This window comes from Bradyrhizobium sp. LeoA1Lang (genome assembly GCF_055413685.1).
In genome coordinates this window covers 1-22,646 of the sequence record NZ_JBVAPG010000129.1, presented here as the reverse complement: position 1 = coordinate 22,646, position 22,646 = coordinate 1, and the positions used below count along the sequence as shown (strand labels likewise).

Below are 22,646 nucleotides of genomic sequence, written 5' to 3'. Positions count from 1 at the left end.
CCCCCCTTTCCGTCTTTCCCTCATCCCTTTTTTTGTTCTTTCCTTCACATAATTTTTTGTGGGGGGGCCCCCCCCCCCCCCCCCGGGCGCGCGGGGCGCGCCCCCCCACCCGCGCGGCGGGCCCCGCCCCGGCGGCGGAGAGGGGTGGCCCATCCCCTTGGTGGGCCTGAGCATCGTCAGGCCGCCCGGCGTAGTGTCTCCTTCTTGTGCTCCTTCAAGAGATCCATGTTCAGATAGCGATGGTCCTCGAGCCAGGCCTCGTGGCGCTCGACGGTCAGCGCCCGCACCAGCCTTAGGCAGCTCTCGGCATTGGGGAAGATTCGCACCACGTAGGTGCGCCGCCGGATCTCCTCGTTGAGGCGCTCCAGCATGTTGGTCGACTTCATGTGCTTGCGGTGCATCAGCGGCAGACGGCAGTAGGCGAGCGTCTCCTCGATGTTGTCCTCCACCCAGCCGGTGAGCTTGGGGTATTTGCCGCCCCATTTGGCAAGCCATGCCGCCAGATCGCGCCGCACCTCGCCAAGATCGCGCCGGTCGTACATCCAGCGGAGCTCGAGCAGGCAATCGTCGTCGACCTCTCGCAATGATGCCGTCCTCGCGCACCCGCTCATAGCGCGCATCCAGGATCAGATAGGGGAATGGCTCCTTGAGCTTGCGCTCGCAAAACGCCTTCAGCGACGCATCCAGCCGTTTGTTGATGGCGCTGATCGCCGAGGCCGAGAACGCATGCCCACAAGTTCTTCGGTGACTTGCTTGACCTTCCGCGTCGAGACGCCTTGCACGTACATCTCGGCCAAGGCCGCTACCAGCGCCTTCTCCGAGCGCTGGTAGCGCTCGAACAGCTCGGTCGAGAACCGCCCCTGACGGTCCGGCGGCACCTTCAGCTCGATCTTGCCGACCCGGGTGATCAGCGAGCGGGGATAGTAGCCGGAGCGATAGCCAAGCCGTCCCTCGCTGCGCTCTCCTTTCTCCGCACCCAGCGTCTCCGTCATCTCGGCTTCGAGAATCTCCTGCACCGCACCCTGGATCAGCGGCTTCAGGAACTCCTTGTCCGACCTCAACAACTCTTTGACTGCAGAGACGTCCGTCCTAATCTTCGTCACGGTCATGGCGGGTCCAAGCTCCTCTATGAGCGGTGATCTTCGCAATCACCGGACTTACCATGACCGCTTCAGCCTCTCAGGCTTTTGCAGAACCTTCCGCACACTACCTAAAAGCGCAGGCGGTTTGATTCTGATCAAGGAAGTGATCGAACTTTTTAGATAAACTAGCATCGTTCACTCAACCTCAATCGCGAGTTCACTTTGATCTGCAATAAACCCGGAAAACCGATCCCGATCATTAGGAGCACCTATGACAAAGGAAAATACAGCTGGATCCGATGGTCCGTTTACGCCTCCCGAATTGCTAAGATCATTTAATGAAATGCAAAGGAAGATGTCCGCAGTGGCAGCAAAGGAAGTATTGGGATTTGCAGCTTCCCGCCTACAGGACCAAGCCGACTACCTGACGAGTCTTGCCGGCTGCACAAGCTCTTCCGAAGCGCTCAAGTGCCAATGGGACTTCGCGCAGCGGTCGTGGTCGAAATCGCTCATTGACGGATGGAAAATGTTCGATAGCTTCAATGCAAAGAGGCAGTAATGGACTGCGGTTTGAGAGGTAACTTGTCGCGCTGAGGCGGGCTTACAATCAATATCGTCCCTCTATCGACCTGGCGCAGTCACGTTGCGATCGCAATCTTTTTTCTAACGGCGTCAGTATCCCTGCTAAACAGCGGAGCCAACGAGTCGTCCGTGAAGAAGCTCCCAAGTCATTGAGCGGGAGTCGAATTTTGGATCGGAGCGAGGTTCGGGATTGCAAGCTTTTTGGATTTGAAGGCCCGAAAGCTTGCAATTTGATTTTTGGGATTCCGTCGAATCGCGTGTCGTGATTCCGTGGTCGCAACGGAGGGGACGATGCGACCCAAGGAACGACGGGACAGCGGACAGGCCGACCTTCTGCGCTCGCGGCTGGACGCGATCATCGACATGAACCATGCGCTGGTGCAGCTGGCGCGGACGATCGACTGGGCATTCCTCGAGCAGAAGTTCGGCGCGGTCTATGAGGACAAGCCGGGCCGGCCGCCGCTGCCGACCCGGCTGATGGCGGGGTTGGCGATCCTCAAGCACAGCTACGACCTCTCCGATGAGTTGCTGTGCGAACGCTGGGTGGAGAACCCCTATTACCAGTTCTTCTGCGGCGAGAAGTTCTTCCAGCACCGCCTGGTGTTCGACCGCTCCTCGCTGACCCGCTGGCGCCAGCGCATGGGCGAGGAGAAGCTACAGGCCTTGCTGCAGGAGAGCCTTGCGGTTGCGACCAAGACCAAGGCGCTCAAACCGTCCGATCTCAACCGGGTCTTCGTCGACACCACGGTGCGGCCCAAGAACGTGATGTTCCCGACCGACGCGCGGCTTCTCAACCGCGCCCGCGAGATCCTGGTCCGGCTGGCAAAGCGGCAGGGCCTTTCGTTGCGGCAGTCTTATGCGCGGGTGGGCAAGTTCGCCCTGATCAAGCATCAGCGCTATGCCCACGCCAAGCAGTTCAAGCGCGCCAACCGGGCCTTGAAGACGCTTAGAACCTATCTCGGTCGCGTCATCCGTGACATTGCCCGCAAGATCGAAGGCCGCACCGGCTTGCTTGGCGAGATTGTCCTCGAACGCATGCTGGCGCTGGCGCGACGGGTGCTTGACCAGAAGCAGCACCAGCGCGGCCCCAAGGTCTACTCGCTGCACGCGCCGGAGGTGGGGTGATCGGCAAGGGCAAGGCCCACCGGCCCTACGAGTTCGGCGTCAAGGTCTCGGTGGCCACCAACCTCGCGCCCGCCAAGGGCGGTCAGTTCGTCACCCATGTGAAAGCGCTGACCGGCAACCCCTATGACGGCCATACGCTCAAGACCGTGATCCCAGGCATGGAGGCGCTCGTCGGCAACGTCATCGAGCGCATGTGTCTCGACAAAGGCTATCGCGGCCACAATGCGCCGCCCGATTACAAGTTCAGGGTGTTCATCTCAGGCCAGAAGCGGCGGGTGACGCCAAAGATCAAGCGCGAGCTGCGCCGGCGCTCCGCCGTGGAGCCGGTGATCGGCCACCTCAAATCCGAGCACCGAATGGGCCGAAACTATCTCTGGCACCGCCAGGGCGACGCCACCAATGCCGTCCTCGCCGCCGCCGGCTACAACTTCCGTCGCCTCATCCGCTGGCTCGAGCTTTTGCTGCGCCAAATCCTCGTCCAGCTCATCCGCCGACTTCAGCTCCTCCCAAGCTGAAATCCGGGTTCTTCACGGTCGACTGGTTACACTCAGCAATCTGGGCCAAGCACCGTGATGGAGCGCGCCTTCATCAGAGTCAAACTTTCGCCGCGAACAGGAGCGCCTGCCGAGATCATCGCTGCTGTTAGCAATGCCTGAGATATGGGCCGCCTCTAGGGTGGCCACGACCAGTTGAAACTGAGGTTAGTCGAGCAAGTGGCTTCGTCGTAAATCTCAAAGCGTTCGCGACCGTAGGTGAATGGAGCCCCGCCGCAAGCCAGTGACGAATACCGGAAAAATATCAATAGGGGAGCCCGATCGCCAACGACTGGTTACGAGTTGCGATGCGAGGCCGAGGTCTTCATCGACGTTGCGGTGTTGCGAAGCGCGCGGTTCCGCCCACAGATCAGCACCGAACTGAGCAGACTGCGTGCTCATCGTCTCACGCGTTAGCTCCGCCGCGATGCTTATCCAGTGCGGTATGTAGGCACCTGATCAGGTGCTGTCCTGCGAATGGCTTGGCCAGCAAGCAAATCGCTCCCGCGCTCAGCGCCCGGGCGCGAACGCGATCATCGGGAAAGGCAGTGATGAAAATGAATGGAGCATCGCAACCTTCGGCCCGCATATGTGTTAGCAGGTCCAAGCCGCTCATAGCGGACATCTGCACGTCCGCAATCACACACGATGTTTCATTCAGGTGTGGCGAGCGCAAGAACTCCTCAGCGGATGCAAATGTATGGACTATGTAGCCGCGGGATTTCAAAAGATTATTTATGGCAGCACGGACGGAGCCGTCGTCATCGACCACGGAAATGAGCGAAGGCGTGAACAAAACGACCCCTCCTAACGCAGAAAAGGCGATTGCCGAAGCATAGTCGGCTGGGTCAAGGGTGGGCTTGAGAGATGAAATTGTATAGTCATACTTAGGCTTGTTCCGGCCGGTTGGGACGAATTCCCAGGGGCTCAGCCATTCTGATTAAATCGGCCAGCGACCGTGCGCCCATTTTCTTCATTACCTGTCCGCGGTAGATCTTGATGGTAATTTCGGCCAGCCCGAGCTCTGCGGCTATCTGTTTGTTCATCAGCCCAGCAGTGACCAGTTTCATCACGGCCTGTTCGCGTGTGCTTAAGGCCTCAAACGAGGACTGCAGGTTGGCAACCGTCTTCTCAACCTCCCGCCTTTTGCGATCCCGTTCGGTCGCGGCGACCACGGCGTCAAGCAGCTCCTGATCGCGAAACGGCTTGGTGAGAAAATCGACCGCTCCGCCCTTCATGGCCTTGACGGTCATGGGAATGTCGCCATGACCAGTGATGAAAATGATCGGAATGCGAAGGTTCAACTTGGCGAGCTCAGTCTGCAGCTCGAGGCCACTCAATCCCGGTAGCCTGACGTCAAGGACCAGGCAGCTGGCAACATCCGGAAGCTTGGCTTGCAGCATTTCTCGCGCCGATCCGAACGCAACAACGTCCAAGCCTACCGATCGAAAAAGATTCGCGAGCGAACGACGCATCGAGACGTCGTCGTCGATCACGAAGACGATCGCTCTTCCGCTCGGCTTCTCCGCTTGCGCGCCTCCGCGCGGCGAGTCACAGCGCCCGGTCACGACACGACCTCTTCATGCAACGGCAGGACCAATTGAAACGTCGCGCCCGACTCCTGCTTGCAGGCAATCGACAGGCTCCCTCCGTGAGCCTCCACGATCGAACGGCAGATCGAAAGGCCCATTCCAAGGCCGGTTGATTTGGTGGTGAAAAAGGGGTTGAACACCTGGTCAGCGTGTTCCTCGGTGATCCCAACGCCGCAATCTGTCACGGCGAGGTGCACGCCTCCCAGATCGTGTTGGGATGACCGGATCACCAGTTCGCGCGGTCGGTCTCTGACTGTTTGCATGGCCTCAATCCCGTTCATCACCAGATTCATGATCACCTGTTGCAGTTGAACCCGGTCACCCAGGATCATGGGGAGGGCCGCCGCCAACTCGGTCCGCAACGACACCTGGTGGCTGACCAGCTCGCGAGTCACCAGCGCGACAACCTCCTTGACGATCTCATTGATATTGAGCGGCACCATCTCGATCTCGCTTTTCTTGGCTAGCGTGCGAATGCGGCGAATCACCTCGCTCGCCCGGATGGCGTCCTCGATGATCCATTCCACTGAGCAGCGCGCGGCGGAAAGATCAGGAGTTTCGCGATCAAGCCAACCCAGACAAGCCTCGCCATTGGCGACAATGGCGGCCAGCGGCTGGTTTATCTCGTGCGCAATGGAGGTGGTCATCTCGCCCAGCGTCGTTACGCGTGTCACGTGCGCGAGCTCCGCCTGCGCCTTCCGCAGTTCTCGTTCAGCCTGATCTGCGCGGATGGTTGCGGTGATGTCAGTGCTGACGCCGCGATAGCCGAGGAAATTGCCGTCAGCATCAAAGAATGGCTTGCCGCTGGTCCGGACGTAAATTGGAGATCCGGTCCGGGTGACGGTGCGATAGATGAAATCGCGAAATGGAAGTCGCGCGTCGACTGTCGCCTGATGCTGCCGCCACTTCTCAGATTCCGCTTCGACATCGCCCGCAATTTCGCAGCGAAGCAGCCCGACGACTCCCGTGGCCAAAATGCTTGCTGCGCTGGTGTGCCCCGAAAAGCGGGTGACCCGGTGGTCCGGCCCGGTCTCCCAGAGCCAGTCGGAGGCCGTTTCGGCGTAGTCGCGAAAGCGCTGCTCACTTTCGCGCAAGTCAGCAAGAGCCTTTTCCAGCCGTTCCCTAGCTGCGTATTGCTCGGTGACATCCATATGCGTTCCGATGAGCTCGCTGACGTTGCCATCGCTACCGACCACAGCGTGCGCAACGGAATGTATGCGCCTTATCGCGCCTTTTGGAAGAAGGATTCGGAAATCATATTCGAAGTGCCCTCCCTTGTCTTCGATAGCCTGGCGCGGCACTTCCCGAAGCTGCGGCAAGTCGTCTGGATGGATACGCGACCGGATGGTCTCTATCGATACAGTCTCTTCCGGATCGAAGCCAAACAGACGATCGACTTCGGCGGAGCGATACACAAATTCGAGACGGTGGACGTCCCAGGACCAGCTGCCCGTGTGACTGAGACGCTGTGCTTCGGCCAGATAGGCCTCGCTACGGCGAAGCTGTTGTTCCGCCTGCTTTGCAGCCGTAATGTCCGTCACTGCCCCGACAAACTCGATATCGCCAGATGCGGTTCTAATGGCTCGTGCCAGCGCGTGGAGGTGCTTCACCGAGCCGTCCGGCAACAGCAGTCGGTATTCGTGCTCGAAATCCTCTAGGTTTCGGAGCGCTCGATCAATGGTCTGTCGCACGGCAGCCCGATCTTCTGGATGGGCTCGATCAATGACGAGTTGCGGGTTCAGTTTTGTCGCCGGATCGTGTTGGAAAATGCGAAAGGTCTCCTTTGACCAGATGACCTCGCCGGTGGCGACGTTCCAGCCGAAGCTGCCGGTGCGGCTCAATTCCTGCGCCTGGGCCAAATGGGCTTCACTCCGCCGCAGGGCAGTTTCCGTCCGCTTTCGCTCGGTGATATCTTCGCAGGCGATGAGGATGATGAGCTGGTCGTCTGCCCAATGCATGGCTTTGGCGTTTTCCCGCACCCACAGCACCGCGCCATCCTTCCTGACCTTCTGGATGTCCCAAGTGTGGGATTGGCCGACGGTTTCAACGCATAGCCCAAGGCATTTGCGAACAAGGGTAAGATCTTCTTCCAGAAAGACCTTCAGAACGGAATGCCCGACGAGCTCCGAGGGCGAATAGCCGAGCTGTGTTGCGCCCAACGTGTTCACGTTCAGGACCGTTCCGGCGGCATCGACCATGAAGTACATGACCGGGTTATGCTCGAAGACTTCGCGCCACCATTTCTCTCGATCTCGCAACTCAACCTCGCTGCGCCGGAGCTTGGCTGCGGCCTCAAGCGTGGCCGCCCTTTCCCGGCGGACTTTTCGGATGAGGTGGGTTCCGACAAGCAAGGCAACAAAGAGAATCACAACCACCGGAAGATCTTGCGGAGCATCGAACGCAAGATTGGAAGTAGGGGGCGTAAAGAAGTAGGCCAAAACAGCGATGGACAAGATGGAAAGCATGGCAGATACAATGAGGCTGCCCATAGCGAAAACCGCAAGACCACTACCAACAAGAGAACGCCATCGCGGCGAAATGGGTATGAAAGTACAAGGAAGTTGTCACCAGCGCCAGGACAATGCCACCAAAAACACGCTGCGCGACTAAGCGTCCGAGCTTCGTGAGGGTCCGAACTTGGTAAGGGGTCCAAACTTGGTAAGGCGCCCGAACTTGGTAAATCAGCCTGGCCTAAATAAATAACCTATCCCAAGGATCTGGAAAACTATACTAACGTTTTGACTCGGCTTTGCTTCCGCTCGTCCTGAGGTCCGCCGCTGCCGGTTGCGCGATGAGACCGCATTTTAAGCTAATTGAGCGATAGATTTCGATGGTACGCCTAGCCACTTCCGCGCTTCCAGACTTTCCAGACTTTTATGACGCCGAAGAACGGTGTCCCTGAGAAGCTAGCCGATCGAGGCGGCCCATCAAACCCTTTTTAGAACCCATACGGCCAGTGCGCATAGGACCCCAACAGAGCGCAACGGCCAGGCCGGCAGTTCGACTGAAAGGGGGCCGTTAGGGCCGTGCCGAATGTTAGCGAGCATCCTAAGCCTCTGCCGCCGCATGGGCGCGAGCGGGCCCTTTCGCGTTGCGGCGTGGGATCCGCACGGTAGGTTCCCCAGCGCGTGGACTCAATTGATAGCCAGATTCGCCCGGCGGCGAGGGTGATGAAAGCAATTTCGGTGTAGCTCGTACCGCAAGCGCCTCTTTGCGCTGCAAGAACGGTCTCGGCCCTCAGCAACCAAGTTCTCGATCTTACCTTGATCCAGAGGTACGGACGTTGTGAGCGCGGCCACTTGGGGTGGGGCGGTGTCGCCCAGGTGCTCGGTAGTCGCCCCCAGGCAAGGAAAGCCGAGCTCGCATCGAGATGAAGTTGCCACGGGCAGTTTGGGGTTGAAGCCTTGAGGATGTGCGGTCCTGCCAAATGCGTCAGAGCGCGCCCAAGTCAACTACCAACTTCAGCAATTGATGGAATTGACTGACACATGGCAATCAGCCTCGACGGCCGCCACCGCAATGAACTGCGGATGCAATATGTGAAAAGCTTTGATGCGGTGCTGTGTCGGGAGTGCGCGTCAATGGCGATGGAGTGAAGCGTGGTGAAAGCAAACGCGACGACAAAGTACCTGCAAAGCCGACGCTTTCCGCTCCAGACGATGATCCCTATCTGTGGTTGGAACAGATCGAAGGCGCGCGGGCGCTGAAATTTGTTGAGCGGCAGAATGGCAAGACGCTGCAGGTGTTTGGCGAGCGGGATCGCGACGCGCTGACCTGGATTTACGATCGGATCGGCCGGACAATATTCCCTACGTCCGGCGGCGCGGCAGCTATCTCTACAATCTCTGGAAGGACGCCAACAATCCGCGCGGCCTCTTGCGACGAACCACTCTGGAAGAATTTCGCACGCCAAAGCCGTCATGGGAAGCTCTGCTCGAGATCGATCAGCTCGCGGTTAGCGAAGGCGAAGACCGGCTTCTGAGGGCGACGGTCTGGCCGCAGGGGAGTCATAGACGAACGATTTTGAGCCTATCGCGCGGCGGCAGTGATGCCGTCGCCCTGCGTGAGTTCGATACCGACACGTAGACGTTTGTCGGTGATAGCTTCGTCTTGCCGGAAGCCAAGAGCGCGGTTGAACGGCTCGATCCCGATACGCTGGTGCTGTCGAGCTCTCATAGGCAGGGCATGGCGACGACCTCCGGCTATGCGCGTACAGTGAGGATATGGCGGCGCGGTACGCAGGCGGATCAAGCGCAAGTGATCTTTGAGGTCGTAGCTGATCATGTTGAAGCCGGCTGCAATGTCGAGCGCACCGTCGTGCCGCCACGGCTGTGGTTCGTCGATCAGGTGGACGCCTTCAATTCTGCCACCCATCGCGACTGGCTCGCCATCAGACCGCGCGAGCCCTGATCTGTGGCAGGGCAGACCTATGCCGCGGATACGGTGCTCGTCATCTCTTTGGCCGCTTTCCTTCAAGGCAACCGTCAGTTCGAGGTTCTTTTCGAACCAAGCCCACGCCGGGCGCTGCAGGGGCTCTTTTGGAGTGCCGGTAGGCTTGTGCTTTCCATCCTCAACGAACTGCGGCCGTTCTTCGAGATCTGCTCGCCATCCGATAAAGGGTGGAGCCGCGCGCGACTGCGCGGGATTCCCGACATAGGGATAGTCCAGGTCTGGCCTCTTGATAGCGACCCATCCGAACGCAATGGCGACCTGCTCGTCGATAGCCAGGATCCGCTCACGCCAGCTTCGCTTATGCTGATCGAGAATAATGTCGGCAGTCCGACCGTGCTCAAGCAGGCGCCGAAGACCTTCACCGCGGATGGGCTGGTGGTCACCCAACATGAGGCCATTTCGATTGATGGCGAGCACATCCCCTACGTACGGACCGGTCCGGCCGGCGAGACGGGCGATGCGCCCGTCCATATGAGCGGCTACGGCGGCTTTGGAATCTCGATGAGGCCGTCCTACAATTCAGCGCTTGGCAAGCTTTGGCTCGAGCGCGGCGGCACCACGGTCCAGGCGCATCTACGCGGCCGTGGCGAGTTCGGCACGCGCTGGCACGATGCCGGCCGTCTCAGTGGCAAGAAATTGTCGCACGACGACTTCGCTGCCGTTGCCGCCGATCTCGTGCGTCGTGGCGTCACGGAGCCGAAGCGGATCGCAGCCCAGGGCGGATCGAACAGCGGCATCCTCATCACCAATATGCTGACGCGCTATCCGGAACGCTTCGGCGCGCTGGTCTACACGATCCCGCTGATCGACATGCGCCGCTACACCAAGCTTCTGGCAGGGGCAAGCTGGATTGCGATATGGGGACCCCGATAAGCTCGACCACTGGGAGTGGCTCAAGACCTATTCCGCGTATCATGCCGCCAAACGCGGCCAAACATACCCGCCGATCCTGATCGCCACCGCGGGCGGGACGATCGTGTTCATCCCGGACACGCGCGCAAGATGGCCGCGAAGCTCCAGGCGATGGGCTACGAGGCCTATTTCTACGAGCCTGCGGCGGGCGGTCATGGTTACGGTCGGGACAATAGGGAGCGGGCCGGGTTCGAGATTGCTGGGCTTTCGATTCCTGAAGAGCAAGATCGGCTGGCTTGACGGCGAGGCTTAGGCGGACCGGCGCTTGTGATCACACAAGCTCCAGCGTGATGGTTGCATGACATTTCAGCGGTAGGGGATTGGAAAGAAGCTTGGTTTGACCAGCCCTTTATGAGCCCTACGCCATCCAGCGGCATGGGGGGCAGCTTTTCCATTTCTAGCGTTTCAACGTTCGCGTGCAGAATACGATTGCGCAGCCGCCAATTTCGGGGCCGCAACCTCAACAACGATCATGGCGAGCTGGCTTGCCTGAGCTAGGCGCCGGTTCGCCGCACACGAAGGAGAAACGAGATGAATCAGCGGGATGTGGCCGAAGTCAACCTTCACGACCTACAGGTCTCAGATCCGCTGATTGGGAAATGCCAGCACTTGGTGAGAGAAGTGGCGATTCCCTACCAATGGAACGCGCTCAACGACCGCAATCCGCAAGCGACACCGAGCCACGCGGTAGAAAACTTCCGTATTGCCGCCGGACGCGCGAAGGGGGAGTTCTACGGCACGGTTTTTCAGGACAGTGATGTCGCAAAATGGCTAGAGGCGGCTGCTTGGTCGCTGTGCCAGACACCCAATCCGGACCTGGACAAAGCCGCCGATGAGCTGATTGAATTGATTGCGGCCGCCCAATGCGGCGACGACTATCTCAACACCTATTTCATGCTAAAGGCGCCTCAGGAGCGCTGGAGCAACCTAGCCGAATGCCATGAGCTTTACTGTGCCGGCCACTTGATTGAAGCGGGCATCGCTTTCTTTCTGGCTACTGGCAAACGACGCCTGCTGGACGTCGTTTGCAGACTTGCTGACCACCTCGCCACAGTTTTCGGCCCGGAGCGCGATCAGCTACACGGCTATGATGGCCATCCAGAAATTGAACTTGCATTGACGCGCCTCTACGAAGTGACGCAGGAGCAGCGATATCTGACGCTAGCCAATTATTTCGTGGAGCAACGGGGCACCGAGCCGCACTTCTATGACATTGAACACGAGAAACGCCGGCAATCCTGCGACGTCAAATCACATGGCATGCCCTGGACGGTGAAAAACAAGGCCTATAGCCAGGCGCACCTGCCAATTTCGGAACAGCGGACTGCAACCGGGCATGCGGTGCGTTTTGTATACCTCATGACTGCGGTCGCTCATCTCGCGCGTCTGCGTCAGAACGAGCAGCAACGCCAGGCTTGCCTGCGGCTATGGCAAAACATAGTGCAGCGCCAGATCTATATCACTGGGGGTATCGGCTCGCAAAGCTTCGGCGAAGCGTTCAGCCGCGATTACGATCTGCCGAACGTATCGCGTACGCGGAAAGTTGCGCGTCGATTGGGCTGATGATGTTGGCGCGCCGTATGCTGGAGATGGAAGTGGACAGTCGCTATGCCGACGTGATGGAGCGCGCGCTCTATAATACGGTTCTGGGCAGTATCGCTTTCGATGGGCGTCACTATTTCTATGTTAACCCGCTCGAAGTTCATCCCAAAACGCTGCGGTCCAATGGCATCTACAATCATGTCAGGCCGGTGCGGCAACGCTGGTTTGGCTGCGCGTGCTGTCCGCCGAACATCGCACGCCTTTTCACATCGATTGGTCATTACATCTATACGCCATGCTCCGACGCGCTCTACATCAATCTCTACATTGGCAATAGCGTGGCATTATCGGTTGGCGGGCATACGCCTGCGGTTGCTCATGAGCGGCAACTATCCTTGGATGGACGAGGTGGAAATCGCCGTGGAATCTGCACAGCCGATCGCCCACGCGCTCGCTCTGCGCCTGCCGGAATGGTGCAGCGCGCCGGCGGTGAGCCTGAACGGCGAACCTGTCCATTGCGAGTCGCGTAAGGGCTATTTGCACATTCACCCACGTGGCGGCAGGGAGATCGCGTCAAACTATCGCTGCCGATGCAAGTACGCCGCGTATACGGTCATCCGCAACTTCGCAATTTGGCCGGCAAGGTGGCTATCCAGCGCGGCCCTTTGATGTATTGTGTGGAAGAAGCCGACAACGGGCCCGAGTTACACAACCTTTGGCTTCCTGCAGAAAGCCGGTTTTCGCTTGTCGAAGGTACTGGTCTCTTCGACAAGATTTTGCTGCAGGCTGATGGGTCCCGGTTGCAACACACGCATTCTGAAGAAACGGCACTTTGTCAGTACGACAAAGTGCCTGGACAGCTACAACCGCAGCGGCTGACATTCATTCCATGGTTCAGCTGGGCTAACCGCGGCGAAGGCGAAATGCGGATTTGGATTAAGGAGCGCTGACGCCGATGGCTGAGTGGCGCGTCCGTGAAGTTAATGCGTCGCCCGTGAAGTGCCCTTTAGGCCTTGATCGCGGATTCAATTTCCTAGCAACAACGGTTTTGAGATTGCAAGCTTTTGCGGCTTGAGGCCTCGGAAGCTTGCAAATTTGATCTTGAAGATAGAACCAAGCCGCTGGCGCGCATTGAATTTTTGCTGGAGTGGGAGTGGTGCTAACAACCAACAATCTTCTTGCCATCGGCAGGCGGCGCTTGGAATGAATAGAACCGTGCAGTCGGATGAACAATGAGAACCACCAACGACATCGCTTCATCCAAGGGACGTGCCGCGGCGCCGCTCTGCAATTCCCTCGTTGAAGGCCGTTACCGGGCTTCTCGCGCCAGGGTTGTCACGGATGGCCTTTCCGCCACGCCTAACCCATTGACAGCACATACCCTCGACAACCTACCCCAACTAGCAACATCCCTGCCGCGTCGCGCCGTTGTGCATGCGTTTGAGCCTGGCGATCGTCTAAGATCATCGGTTTTCAATTTCGCCGGCTCGGGCGTGGCAGCGGCTCGTTCAATCCGGCTTCTATGAGCACGCGCCACCGCGCCCGGCTCCCGCCTGCCACGCGACCTCACAGAACCCTCAAGATCCCGAATCGATTTTTCGACGATTGAGAGGAAGTCGGCTTTTGGAGGGCCGACCATGGGGAACGCGACGCCGGATTGCGAAGACGAGCTCGAGCCTTGGCTGAAGCCATTCCTGGATCGCTTGGGTCATAAGGCGCGGCGACAGATGTGTCCGCGTTACATTGCCGGGTTGATCGGCCCTGGTGAGCGCAAAAACATTCAACCGATGGCGTAACGCTCTGCAGCGCGCGAATACGATCAGCTGCACCATTTCATCGCTGATGGCGTCTGGGATGCGAAGCCGTTAGAGACAGAGCTGCTCAATCAGGCCGACCGGCTCGTCGGCGGCGATGATGCGGTGCCGGTTATCGACGACACCGCGCTGACGAAGAGGGGCGAACACTCGGTCAGTGTCGCGGCTCAATATGCCTCGGGCGTTGGCAAAATGGCAATTGCCCAACGTTGGCGTCGCTGACGCTTGTGCGCGGTGAAGTACCAGCGATGATCGCATTGCGTCTCTTCCTACCCGAGAGTTGGACCAGCGATACCGCAAGTTTGAAGCGCGGCGGCGTACCAGTCGAATACCGAACCCCACGATCCAAGCTTTTGGCCGAGATTGATCGCGCGATGGTAGCCGGCGTGCGGTTCGGTTCCGCTGGCCGATACAGGATACAGCCTCAGTGCGCCGTTTCGGCAAGGGGGCACGACGCGGGCTGGCCTGGGCCGTTGGCATCCCTCGTCACCTGAAGGTGGACCCGGTCGGCGTCAAGCTGATCTGGCCGCTCGCAATGCGAGGGCGTCCCCGCAAGCGGTCCATTCCGGACATCCTGTCGCGCCCGCCGAAGACATGCTCGCGTGATCAAGCCCGAGCTCCTCTTTCAACTGCTGATGCGCCTGGATCGGACGCGCACGCGTTCGGCACGCTCGACTTCCAGATAACTGAAAGCAGGCGCGCCACCCCGGCCGATTCGACCACAGGCGATAGCTCGTCAGGACTGCGAAGATTGATGGCTGGAATCCGAGGGGCAAAGAGTTCGAGAGTCCGCCATCATCTCGGGCGTATCGGAGCTGACCCTTGCTTTCTTGATGCGCGGACCATCTTGCGGTGCGTCAGCCGTGTTCGGATTATCTACGATGGCTGTCCGATAGTCAGCTAGATTGCCGCCCAGAAACAAGACCTCGGTCTCCTCGGTCGGTATTCCCCTCACCCAATCTCGCAGCTCCTCATCTCCGGGAGCATGCCCACGCTCTAAAATATCGTTGATTTTTTTGATCGGCCAAGCGGTGACGCTTGGTACCGTGTAGGTGTGCAGCTTCTTAGCATTCTTTGCAATCGCCTTCGCGCCATTCTCACTGTCGTCCTTTGAAAGGAGCAGTCGTGAGGGGTCCTGGCACAATGACACAAAAGCACTCTCTCTAAGGCCTTTGGTATGCCATGCAGCGAGGCGCGCCATATCAATTTCGTCCTCTCTTTCGTCGTCCGAGCAGATAGCAGCCTTTGAAACATGCGGGGTCGCGTGAGCACGCAAATCCGCTAAGGAACGCACATGCGCGATGGCACTCACCTCCTCCTCTAGGAGGGGCTCGCAATCGATGTCCTCGTTCTGAAAACGGTGCAGCGGCAGATACGATGATGCCACCACGTCGTCGAAGATGCGGTCGCCGTCAACACTGCCGGCACAAGATCCGGTGGTTCGTGGCCACTGTACTGCTCGCTGCGCAGCGAGTTTGATCTCGTTCTTTAGCGCCTTAACGTTCGCTCCGGTTAGCGATCCGGCAAGTTCGGCGCGCCCCCTGACAAAGGAAGCGGCCGGGCACCGCTCGCTTTCCTGGATAGCGCACGCTCTCAGAGTGCCCTTCGTCATGGTCGAGGGTGATCCAATCCCGGAATCCATCAAAGCGACAGCTGAATCCGATGTTCGGTGGATTGGCCGCAACTCACTCAGCCGCTGCTCAAAGTTCGCTTGATCCGGGGACGGGTGTGCTGGTGAGCTGGTTTGTGCGCTCAGGTCGCCCGGCTGTTGCTGCGCCCGCTGCCGCTGGAGATCGTCAGCTTCAATGGAGTCTTTTGCGGTGTTTGGTGGATCGATATTCATCTGTTCCCCTCCAGCATGGGTCATTTCAGGCTTTATTTTCGTAGGGGCGGCTTTCGAGAAGCTGACGAGTCAGGAAGGAATGCGACCGACGCCCAACTTTTCGGGCGCTTCCCCGCTCGGCTGCCGTCGCTGCGGAGGAGATCCGTGCGTCGGATCCCTTGGTCGCTCTCCTCTGACGAAGCGTGCGGCAATTCCTCGAGCAGCTGCTCAAAGCTCGCTTGCGAGCTCGCGTCGTCCGACTCTTGACCCGGCGGAATCTCGGCATTCTGCGGAGCCGATCCTGATAGTGATGGGTTCACCTGCCGAGGATTGAAGTGCGAGCCGCCCATACCGTTCTCCATTCGAAATCAAGCTGCAGATCTATGCAGCCCAGCTCAGATCTGGCGCAAGCAGCACAGAGGCCCGCAAGTTTGAGACACGAATCATGTGAACCTCGGAAAGAGCAACTTGCGCCCTAGTAAACAGGCGACAATCGCGTCCCGATCTCCGGGCTCAATGTAGGAGATCTAGCTTTCGGCAAGCTGACGAAACCATGCACCCTAAAGGCCCGTTCTTGGGGGCCGTCGCTACGGTGACGCTCCTGCGGCTGCTTCTTTTTTCCAGGTGTCGCTTTCGCGAGAGATTCGGTCTGCGCGGCGGTTTCTGATCCAGCGGGTTTGCGCCGGGCCGCCATAATCCTATCGCTGCTCGAATCCAGCCAATGTAAGCCGCCTACAGTGAGGGGGTGGGCGGCTTCGTCGTGAGGTTGATAGCTTGCGACAGAGGCTCGCGGCGCCCGTCGCGGAGACCGTCGAAGTTACCTCCGTGGCGGCGACAAGCGAGACATACGTCCCGCCTAGAGCGGGGACGTCATGTTCTTTGCGGTTTGCTATCGAGCTCTGAACATGACCGAAATCGAGATTAGGAAGAATCGGCGGAACGCGGCCAGAGCTATTGACCTTCAGCAGCTTCGACTGGCCGTTGCTGCTTGCGACTACGGAAGCTTTCGACGCGCCGCCGAAGTGCTTTCGATCAAGCACACGGTGCTGAGCCGTTCCGTCGGTCAGCTTGAGCATCTGGTTGGGACTTCGCTGTTCGACCGCTCGAGCGGGGGGATCAAGCCCACTCTCGCTGGCCGAGCAGTTCTGCGAATTGCCCGTTTGATTTTGGAACAAGTCGATGCGCTCGTCGACACGGGAGTATCCAATGGACGCGGCGAATCCGGTCTCCTTACCATTGGCTTCTGCACATCCATTTCGACCGGGAATTTGCGGGCGACGATAGGTGAGCTCAAGAAGCTGCTACCACGGCTCGAATTGGCAACGATGGAACGCTCTCGCTTCGGTCTGATGACTGCCCTCCGTAACGGAACGGTCGACGTTGTCGTTAGCCCTGGACGTCTACCTTCAAAAGACACCAGATCACTACTGCTCTGGAGCGAACGCATTCTGATCTCGCTGCCGCAGGATCACTGCTTGGCGGCACGCGAGATCATCTATTGGACCGATTTGCGTAAACGAAAAGATCCTTCTAAGTGAGTATGATCCCGGACGAGAGCTCGAGGATCTCTTGATTTCGAAGCTCGTTCTACCTGACGATCGCCCCGCCGTAGAGCGCCATGACGTAAGCCTTGGCATCATCAAGAGTCTGACGAGTATGGGCATGGGGCTCAGTCTAGTGATGGAATCGGATATTGGTGCAAGTTTCGCTGGCCTTGTGTACCGGGAGTTGCAGGACGGAGCGGGGCCAAGCCGGGTGGACTTCTACGCGCATTGGCGCGACGACAATGAGAACCCGGCTCTGAAGCGTTTCCTCAATCTGTTGGCAGAACGCTAGGGCTGCGGGAAGCTGCCGCAGATAGGAGGTCGGCGCCCGGCGTTGTTCTCAAGCGTCCCGTTGGCTCAAGCGGTCCGTTCAAAGAGCACGCCGAACTGCCCACGGATATCACCGACGATGACGGTTCGAAGAAGGCGAGCCGCCCTAAGCTCGCCGGCCACGAGCCGCGGAAGCAGCATGCAAAGCGGAGCAATCATCCGGCAGCCGACCGGAAGGCCGCACTCGCTTTTGAGAAGGAACAGAAGCGACGCGAGCGCGAGGATGCAAAGGAAGAGGCGGCTCGGCAGAAGAAGCGCGAGCGACGGCAGCACGCCATCGACAAAGCGCAAGCCGCCTTGGACGCAGCTCGTCAGAAGCACGAAAAGAATGCTGCCGACATTCGAGCTGAGGTCGAGGTTCTCGAGGCGCGAGCGCAAGCCGAAGAGGCGCGTTGGGATAAGGAGAAGGCGCGGCTGGAAGCTTCGTTGCGACGCGCGCGAGGGTACCAGCATACGCGGTTTGCGAGCCAGCATCTGTTCGAGCCACGAACCCTTCGGCGCGCCCGGTTTGCTTGCCTGCTGACAACGGCGCTACTGCCGATGATGAGTAGGCGCCTGAGCGTGCGTTCGCCCATCTTGGATGTCACGCCGAGCTTCTGCTTGCCGTCCGTCGATCTTTGAAGGGGCGTGAGACCGAGCCAGGCCGCGAAGTCACGACCTTTGGCAAAAGTCTCGGCCGGCGGTGCTAGAGCGGCGATCGCGGTGGCGGAGATCGGGCCGATGCCAGGAACGGTCATCAGCGTCGAGATCCGCGATCTTGCCGTTGAGGCCGGCGAACAGGTCCAACATCACTCGGAACATGGTGCGGGCCGCTTCGGGAAGCGAGCTGGCCATCGCTTCCTCCTCGATCAGATCGGCAAGCGTCGCCACATGCGACGGCCCCTTGGGTGCAATCCAACCATATTCAGTGAGGTGACCCCGGATCGCGTTGATGAGCTGGGTTCGCTGCCGCACTAACAGATCACGGGTCCGAAACACCAGACCCGCCGCCTGTTGCTGTTCGCTCTTCACGGCCACGAACCGTATGCTCGGCCGCTGCGCCGCTTCGCAGATCGCCTCGGCATCGATCGCGTCGTTCTTTTGCCGCTTCACGAACGGTTTTACATAGGCGGGCGGGATCAGCCGAACTTCATGGCCAAGCTGGGTGAGCTGACGCGCCCAGTGATGGGCTCCGCCACATGCCTCTAAAGCTACCGTGCAACGCGGCTGGGCTGCGAAGAAATCCAAGAGCTTTCCTCGGCTGATCCGTTTGCTGAATACAGCCCGTCCTTTCCCGTCCGCTCCATGAACGTGGAAAACATGCTTAGCGATATCCAGACCGATTGTGCTAACCTGCAACACGGACGCCTCCCTTAAGTGGTGCTAAACACCTCCACTTTGGCACATCGATGCCGTCGGCGGGGCGTCCACCCCATCATAAATCTTCGTCGATGTCCGCTTCGCCCGATACCGACCGCTTATCGGCCACACGGCTCCGAGGGCTTTAGCCACTTCAGCACGTCCTCAGTGTCGAACTCGAACTGCTTGCCCCGACCACCATGAGATTTGACCGGCATTCCGTTCTCGACCCATGCGGAAATCGTCGGCAGCGAATAGCCGAAGATGTCCGCAAGCTCTTGCCGGTTGACGACCTTGCCCATTATTCGTCGATCTCGACGCCCATAGCGGTCAGTTCGGTGTCGATGGCCGCGATGCGCCGATTAAGCTCGGCGACAACGGCGGCCTTGACCGCTGCGACCATCTCGGCGTCCTGATACGTGCCCCTGATCGTCACGCCGAGACCATCGCCGTGATCTGCAATGCGGCGCGCTCCGCACAGCTCGTCGCGTCGCTTCAGAAGGCGCTCGAAGTCGCATGCCTGGGACAGCTTCATGCGAGCCCCCGATCCGCCCGAGCAGCGAGATCAGCGACGACGATGTCCATCTGGCGGAAGGTGGACGCCATGTCGCCTTGGTAGTTGAGGACCGACCGATGCGCCTTGACTTCAAGCTCGGCCTTCTCGGTGAAATGATCCTGCGGGATAAGGCCGGGGCGGACGATCTCGATGACCCATCCACCCATGCGGTCGATGGCTTCGCCCTCATTGGCGTGCCTCACATCCTCGAAGACGACGCGCTTCGGGGTCTCGATGTAGAGTTTGTCGGTCTCGGTGCCGATCCAGAAGTCCGAACCCATATGGTCGCGGCCCCAAAGACCACCGAGCCCTTCCATCGCGTGTCGGGGCGACCGGCCACCCAGCCAGGGCGTCGGCTTCTCTTTCAGATCGCCCTCGATCATGCGCTCGATGGTGGCTTCGTCGCAGTGCCGATACTCGAGTGTTCGCGAACCTCTTGCTCGCCTCGGCCAATATTTCCTCATCATGATAGCGACCGGAAATGTGTGTCAGAATGAGCAGCCTGACGCCCGTCGTTGCCGCGAGCGTGGCGGCTTCGGCCGCGGTAAGATGCCCGTAATCGCGGGCGATGGACGCATCGCGTTGGAGAAAAGTCGCCTCGATCACCAGCACGTCGGCATCGCCAACGTGCTCAGCCAGGCCATCGACAGTCTCGGTATCGCCAACGATGACAAGCTTCTTGCGTCCCTCCGGCGGCCCGAGGACGTCTTCGGGATCGATCGTCTTGCCATCCGCGAGTGTAACGGGCCTTCCTTCCGCCAGCTCCTTGCGCACGGGACCGTCCGGCACCCCGAGGGCCGAAAGGCGGTCTGGCCGAAGATGGCGACGGACCTTACTTTCGAAGGAAAACCCGAAGCTGTCTGTGTCGCGGTGGGGGATCGGAAAGCACCCGATCGTGAAGGCGCCGGCGTCGAGGACCTGGCCGGTCGCCAGCGGAACGAGATCTAGCGGAACGGGCGCACGCCCTTCTCCCCACAAGCCCGCGAGCATCTGGACGACGACGTCGAGGGTAGCGAAGGTAGGCGCGCAGCATGTCCTTCAGCGCGCCAGCGAACCGGCCGCGCACAAACCCGTGGCGCTCGATGAGATGGCGGGCCACGGTGGTCTTGCCGGACCCGATAAAGCCCTTGAGGCCGATAACGATCATGAAAGGAAGGCTCCGATTGGATCTATACGGTCTCAATCGGTATTGTTTCTTTCGAGCGCGTTTCGGTATCCCCTCAGTCCGCCGGACGACGCCGGACCAAAATATCAATTTCGCCCGTCAAAAATCGCCAGTTCGATGTTTTCCGGGTCCGCCTGGGGCCTCGCAGGACCCAAAGTGTTACAACTCTGCGAGATGCTCGAAGCCGGCAAGAGGTGCGAAGAGCTAGATCATGGATGCTGATCCCGAGCGATGTCGGTTCCGAGGTTGGCGGGTGCGAACGCTGCGTGACCATGGCCACGTCAGGTTCTCGACAGCTTCCCACAGTAGGAGACCTGCTCAGGTAATCTTGAACGTGAGGCTAACGTGGACCCGCAAGACTTTGATCCATTTAATGTGGCAGCTTCGTCGCAGGTGCAGCACGCCGCTTCGGAAGAGCCGCAGACGGGCCAGGCCCGCCAATTTGAGCAGCACTTGGCCCAGGCAAGCCAGGCCGCTCCCGTTGCCAGCAGGCCCTCCAGCTATCCACATCTGTCTACAAAAGACCGGAACTTTATCGATAGCGTGATCACTCAATATGCGGCTCAGAAAAAGCCAAAACCTGAAACGGTTAGAGGCTATACTCAGGCACTTCGTCGACTTGGGAATGATCTCCGCGCTCGCGGCCAGACGACCGATCTAGCAAACCACAAGTCCCTGCTCGAGCACGCAACTACTTTCTTTCCGAAAGACAACAAAATGAAGAAAGCGGTGGCCGTCCTTCGTGCGTATCATGGCACCAGTCATTTAGTTTCTCGCGAGGAACCGCGCGCGCTCTCCTCAGGGAAAGACGCATCTAACGATGTCCAACAATCCCTTGGCGAAAGGACGGATGCACGCGCCAGGAGCAATCTCCTGCCAAGCGAAGGGGTCCTTATCAATCATGAGCATGACGCGGCTCAATCGAGAGCAGCGAAGAGACAGAGGGCGCTGCCCGATCTTGAAGAGGTTGTGATATACCGACAGTCAAGCGCGAACGCCGCTTCAGCAGAAAGTAGCGGTGCACCGCGGGTTGCAGCAACAGGCGTCATAGTCCGAGGGCATCCGGATAAGCGGCCTCTTTATTCCGAGGATGCTGCTGTCGTCCTGAAGCTTGAGCACGCCCTCATAGAGGGCGGCATGAGCAGCCAAGGGGCGCATGAGCATGGAAGCCGCCTCATTAACTATAGCCGTTGGCTGTTCAAAGATAACCGACCGGGCATTGTTGCTCGGCTGGACAGCAAGTCGCTGATCGACGATGGTGCCATACACAAATACCCCGGAGGGAATACTGCGAAACTCCTTAGATCCTTAGAGTATTTCCGCACCTTGCGGGCGACGGGAGTGGTCGTGCCCAAGAAACCCGGCGGCCCTCGCGCTGAGCTTAATCCTTCCCCCCAGAACGTCGCCCTCATCAATCCCGAAACCGCGGCGCTGATGGAACCGCGGCGCATCGACGACGCCGCTGTGCAGCACAGCGTGCCGCACCAAGCGGGTACTGGGCTAGAGGAGCTTCAGGAAGAACAGGACGGTCACCCCGCCGTATCGGCTTTCATGCAGGCGCAAGCCGCATTCCGTTTAGAGCAGCTCCCGCAGGGAGAGCTTCAGCGACTGGAAAAACAATTGCATGACGAGCGTCACGGACTAGGAGACAATCATTCTGCTCTGTCGTTTTCCATCGATTCGGAAGACCTTACTTTGGATCCCGAGCTGTTCTCTCTAGAGGACCTTCTGCGACCGCTTGATGACGAGCCAGCAGAGGAGCTTCAGGAAAGGCGAGATGAACACTCCGCCCCGTCGGCTTTCATTCAAGCGCAAGCCGCATTCCATTCAGAGCAGCTCCCTCAGGGAGAGCTTCGGCGAGTGCTGGATCATCTGGATGATGAAGCCATGCCGTCAGCAGTCTCCGACCCTTCAGAGGAGCTTCAGCGACTGGAAAAAGAGTTGCATGACGAGCTTCACGGACTAGGAGACAATCATCCTGCTCTGTCGTTCTCCATCGATCCGGAAGAGTTTACTTTTGATCCCGAGCAGTTCTCTCCAGGGGAGCTTCGGCGACTGCTTGATGCCGAATCCGCAGAGGAGCTTCACGAAAGGCGAGATGATCACCCCGCCCCGTCGGCTTTCATTCAGGCGCAAGCCGCATTCCATTCAGAGCAGCTCCCTCAGGGAGAGCTTCGGCGAGTGCTGGATCATCTGGATGATGAAGCCATGCCGTCAGCAGTCTCCGACCCTTCAGAGGAGCTTCAGCGACTGGAAA

Annotated in this window: 10 protein-coding genes and 10 pseudogenes; 9 read left to right on the top strand and 11 right to left on the bottom strand. The window is 59.2% G+C overall.

The features are described 5' to 3' along the window. Positions 1-176 precede the first annotated feature (176 nt). Positions 177-1,109: pseudogene (locus ACZYOF_RS32135) on the bottom strand (transposase). A gap of 244 nt (positions 1,110-1,353) precedes the next feature. On the opposite strand from ACZYOF_RS32135, the gene ACZYOF_RS32130 reads away from it, so the two are divergent. Continuing rightward, positions 1,354-1,641: a hypothetical protein gene (locus tag ACZYOF_RS32130; protein WP_130232033.1), complete on the top strand. Its 288-nt coding sequence runs from the start codon at positions 1,354-1,356 to the stop codon at positions 1,639-1,641. A 314-nt stretch (positions 1,642-1,955) separates the two neighbouring features. Beyond that, a pseudogene (locus ACZYOF_RS32125) lies at positions 1,956-3,304 on the top strand (IS5 family transposase). Between the two features lie 424 nt (positions 3,305-3,728). Here the strand turns inward: ACZYOF_RS32125 and ACZYOF_RS32120 are convergent. The 3 genes and pseudogenes from ACZYOF_RS32120 to ACZYOF_RS32110 form a co-directional block, all read right to left on the bottom strand. After that, complete coding sequence (locus ACZYOF_RS32120; protein WP_028168832.1) at positions 3,729-4,118, bottom strand: response regulator transcription factor; 390 nt, start codon at positions 4,116-4,118, stop codon at positions 3,729-3,731. Between the two features lie 91 nt (positions 4,119-4,209). Next, positions 4,210-4,890, bottom strand: a complete 681-nt coding sequence (locus tag ACZYOF_RS32115; protein ID WP_463718276.1) for a response regulator transcription factor — start codon at positions 4,888-4,890, stop codon at positions 4,210-4,212. Further along, a pseudogene (locus ACZYOF_RS32110) lies at positions 4,887-7,497 on the bottom strand (PAS domain S-box protein). Before ACZYOF_RS32110 ends, ACZYOF_RS32115 begins: the two are co-directional and overlap by 4 nt. A gap of 1,009 nt (positions 7,498-8,506) precedes the next feature. Between ACZYOF_RS32110 and ACZYOF_RS32105 the strand changes: the two are divergent. The 5 genes and pseudogenes from ACZYOF_RS32105 to ACZYOF_RS32085 all read left to right on the top strand — a co-directional run. Continuing rightward, positions 8,507-10,531 (top strand): annotated as a pseudogene (locus ACZYOF_RS32105) (prolyl oligopeptidase family serine peptidase). Between the two features lie 278 nt (positions 10,532-10,809). After that, positions 10,810-12,350 (top strand): annotated as a pseudogene (locus ACZYOF_RS32100) (glycoside hydrolase family 127 protein). Then, positions 12,235-12,489: a hypothetical protein gene (locus ACZYOF_RS32095; RefSeq protein WP_463718277.1), complete on the top strand. Its 255-nt coding sequence runs from the start codon at positions 12,235-12,237 to the stop codon at positions 12,487-12,489. The pseudogene ACZYOF_RS32100 and the gene ACZYOF_RS32095 overlap by 116 nt, the downstream one beginning before the upstream one ends. After that, on the top strand, positions 12,411-12,770 hold the full coding sequence (locus tag ACZYOF_RS32090) for a hypothetical protein (protein ID WP_463718275.1): 360 nt from the start codon (positions 12,411-12,413) through the stop codon (positions 12,768-12,770). The genes ACZYOF_RS32095 and ACZYOF_RS32090 overlap by 79 nt, the downstream gene beginning before the upstream one ends. A gap of 687 nt (positions 12,771-13,457) precedes the next feature. Then, positions 13,458-14,237, top strand: a pseudogene (locus tag ACZYOF_RS32085) (IS701 family transposase); the annotation flags it as partial. A gap of 133 nt (positions 14,238-14,370) precedes the next feature. On the opposite strand, the gene ACZYOF_RS32080 reads toward ACZYOF_RS32085, so the two are convergent. Beyond that, on the bottom strand, positions 14,371-15,477 hold the full coding sequence (locus tag ACZYOF_RS32080) for a hypothetical protein (protein WP_463718274.1): 1,107 nt from the start codon (positions 15,475-15,477) through the stop codon (positions 14,371-14,373). Between the two features lie 884 nt (positions 15,478-16,361). Here ACZYOF_RS32080 and ACZYOF_RS32075 point away from each other — a divergent pair. Further along, positions 16,362-17,292 (top strand): annotated as a pseudogene (locus tag ACZYOF_RS32075) (LysR family transcriptional regulator). Positions 17,293-17,357: 65 nt separating this feature from the next. Here the strand turns inward: ACZYOF_RS32075 and ACZYOF_RS32070 are convergent. From ACZYOF_RS32070 to ACZYOF_RS32045, 6 genes and pseudogenes are all read right to left on the bottom strand, one after another. Next, positions 17,358-17,621 (bottom strand): hypothetical protein, encoded by a 264-nt coding sequence (locus ACZYOF_RS32070; RefSeq protein ID WP_463718278.1) that lies wholly within the window; start codon positions 17,619-17,621, stop codon positions 17,358-17,360. Between the two features lie 153 nt (positions 17,622-17,774). Beyond that, positions 17,775-18,671 (bottom strand): annotated as a pseudogene (locus tag ACZYOF_RS32065) (IS110 family RNA-guided transposase); the annotation flags it as partial. Between the two features lie 116 nt (positions 18,672-18,787). After that, complete coding sequence (locus ACZYOF_RS32060) at positions 18,788-18,970, bottom strand: terminase small subunit (protein ID WP_028168835.1); 183 nt, start codon at positions 18,968-18,970, stop codon at positions 18,788-18,790. Next, positions 18,970-19,203, bottom strand: a complete 234-nt coding sequence (locus ACZYOF_RS32055) for a hypothetical protein (protein WP_035692697.1) — start codon at positions 19,201-19,203, stop codon at positions 18,970-18,972. The genes ACZYOF_RS32060 and ACZYOF_RS32055 overlap by 1 nt, the downstream gene beginning before the upstream one ends. Further along, entirely contained in the window at positions 19,200-19,607 is a 408-nt protein-coding gene (locus ACZYOF_RS32050; RefSeq protein WP_051397283.1) for a hypothetical protein, read from the bottom strand. Before ACZYOF_RS32050 ends, ACZYOF_RS32055 begins: the two co-directional genes overlap by 4 nt. 25 nt (positions 19,608-19,632) lie before the next feature. Further along, positions 19,633-20,235 (bottom strand): annotated as a pseudogene (locus tag ACZYOF_RS32045) (MBL fold metallo-hydrolase); the annotation flags it as partial. A 499-nt stretch (positions 20,236-20,734) separates the two neighbouring features. On the opposite strand from ACZYOF_RS32045, the pseudogene ACZYOF_RS32040 reads away from it, so the two are divergent. Further along, positions 20,735-22,646: pseudogene (locus ACZYOF_RS32040) on the top strand (hypothetical protein); the annotation flags it as partial.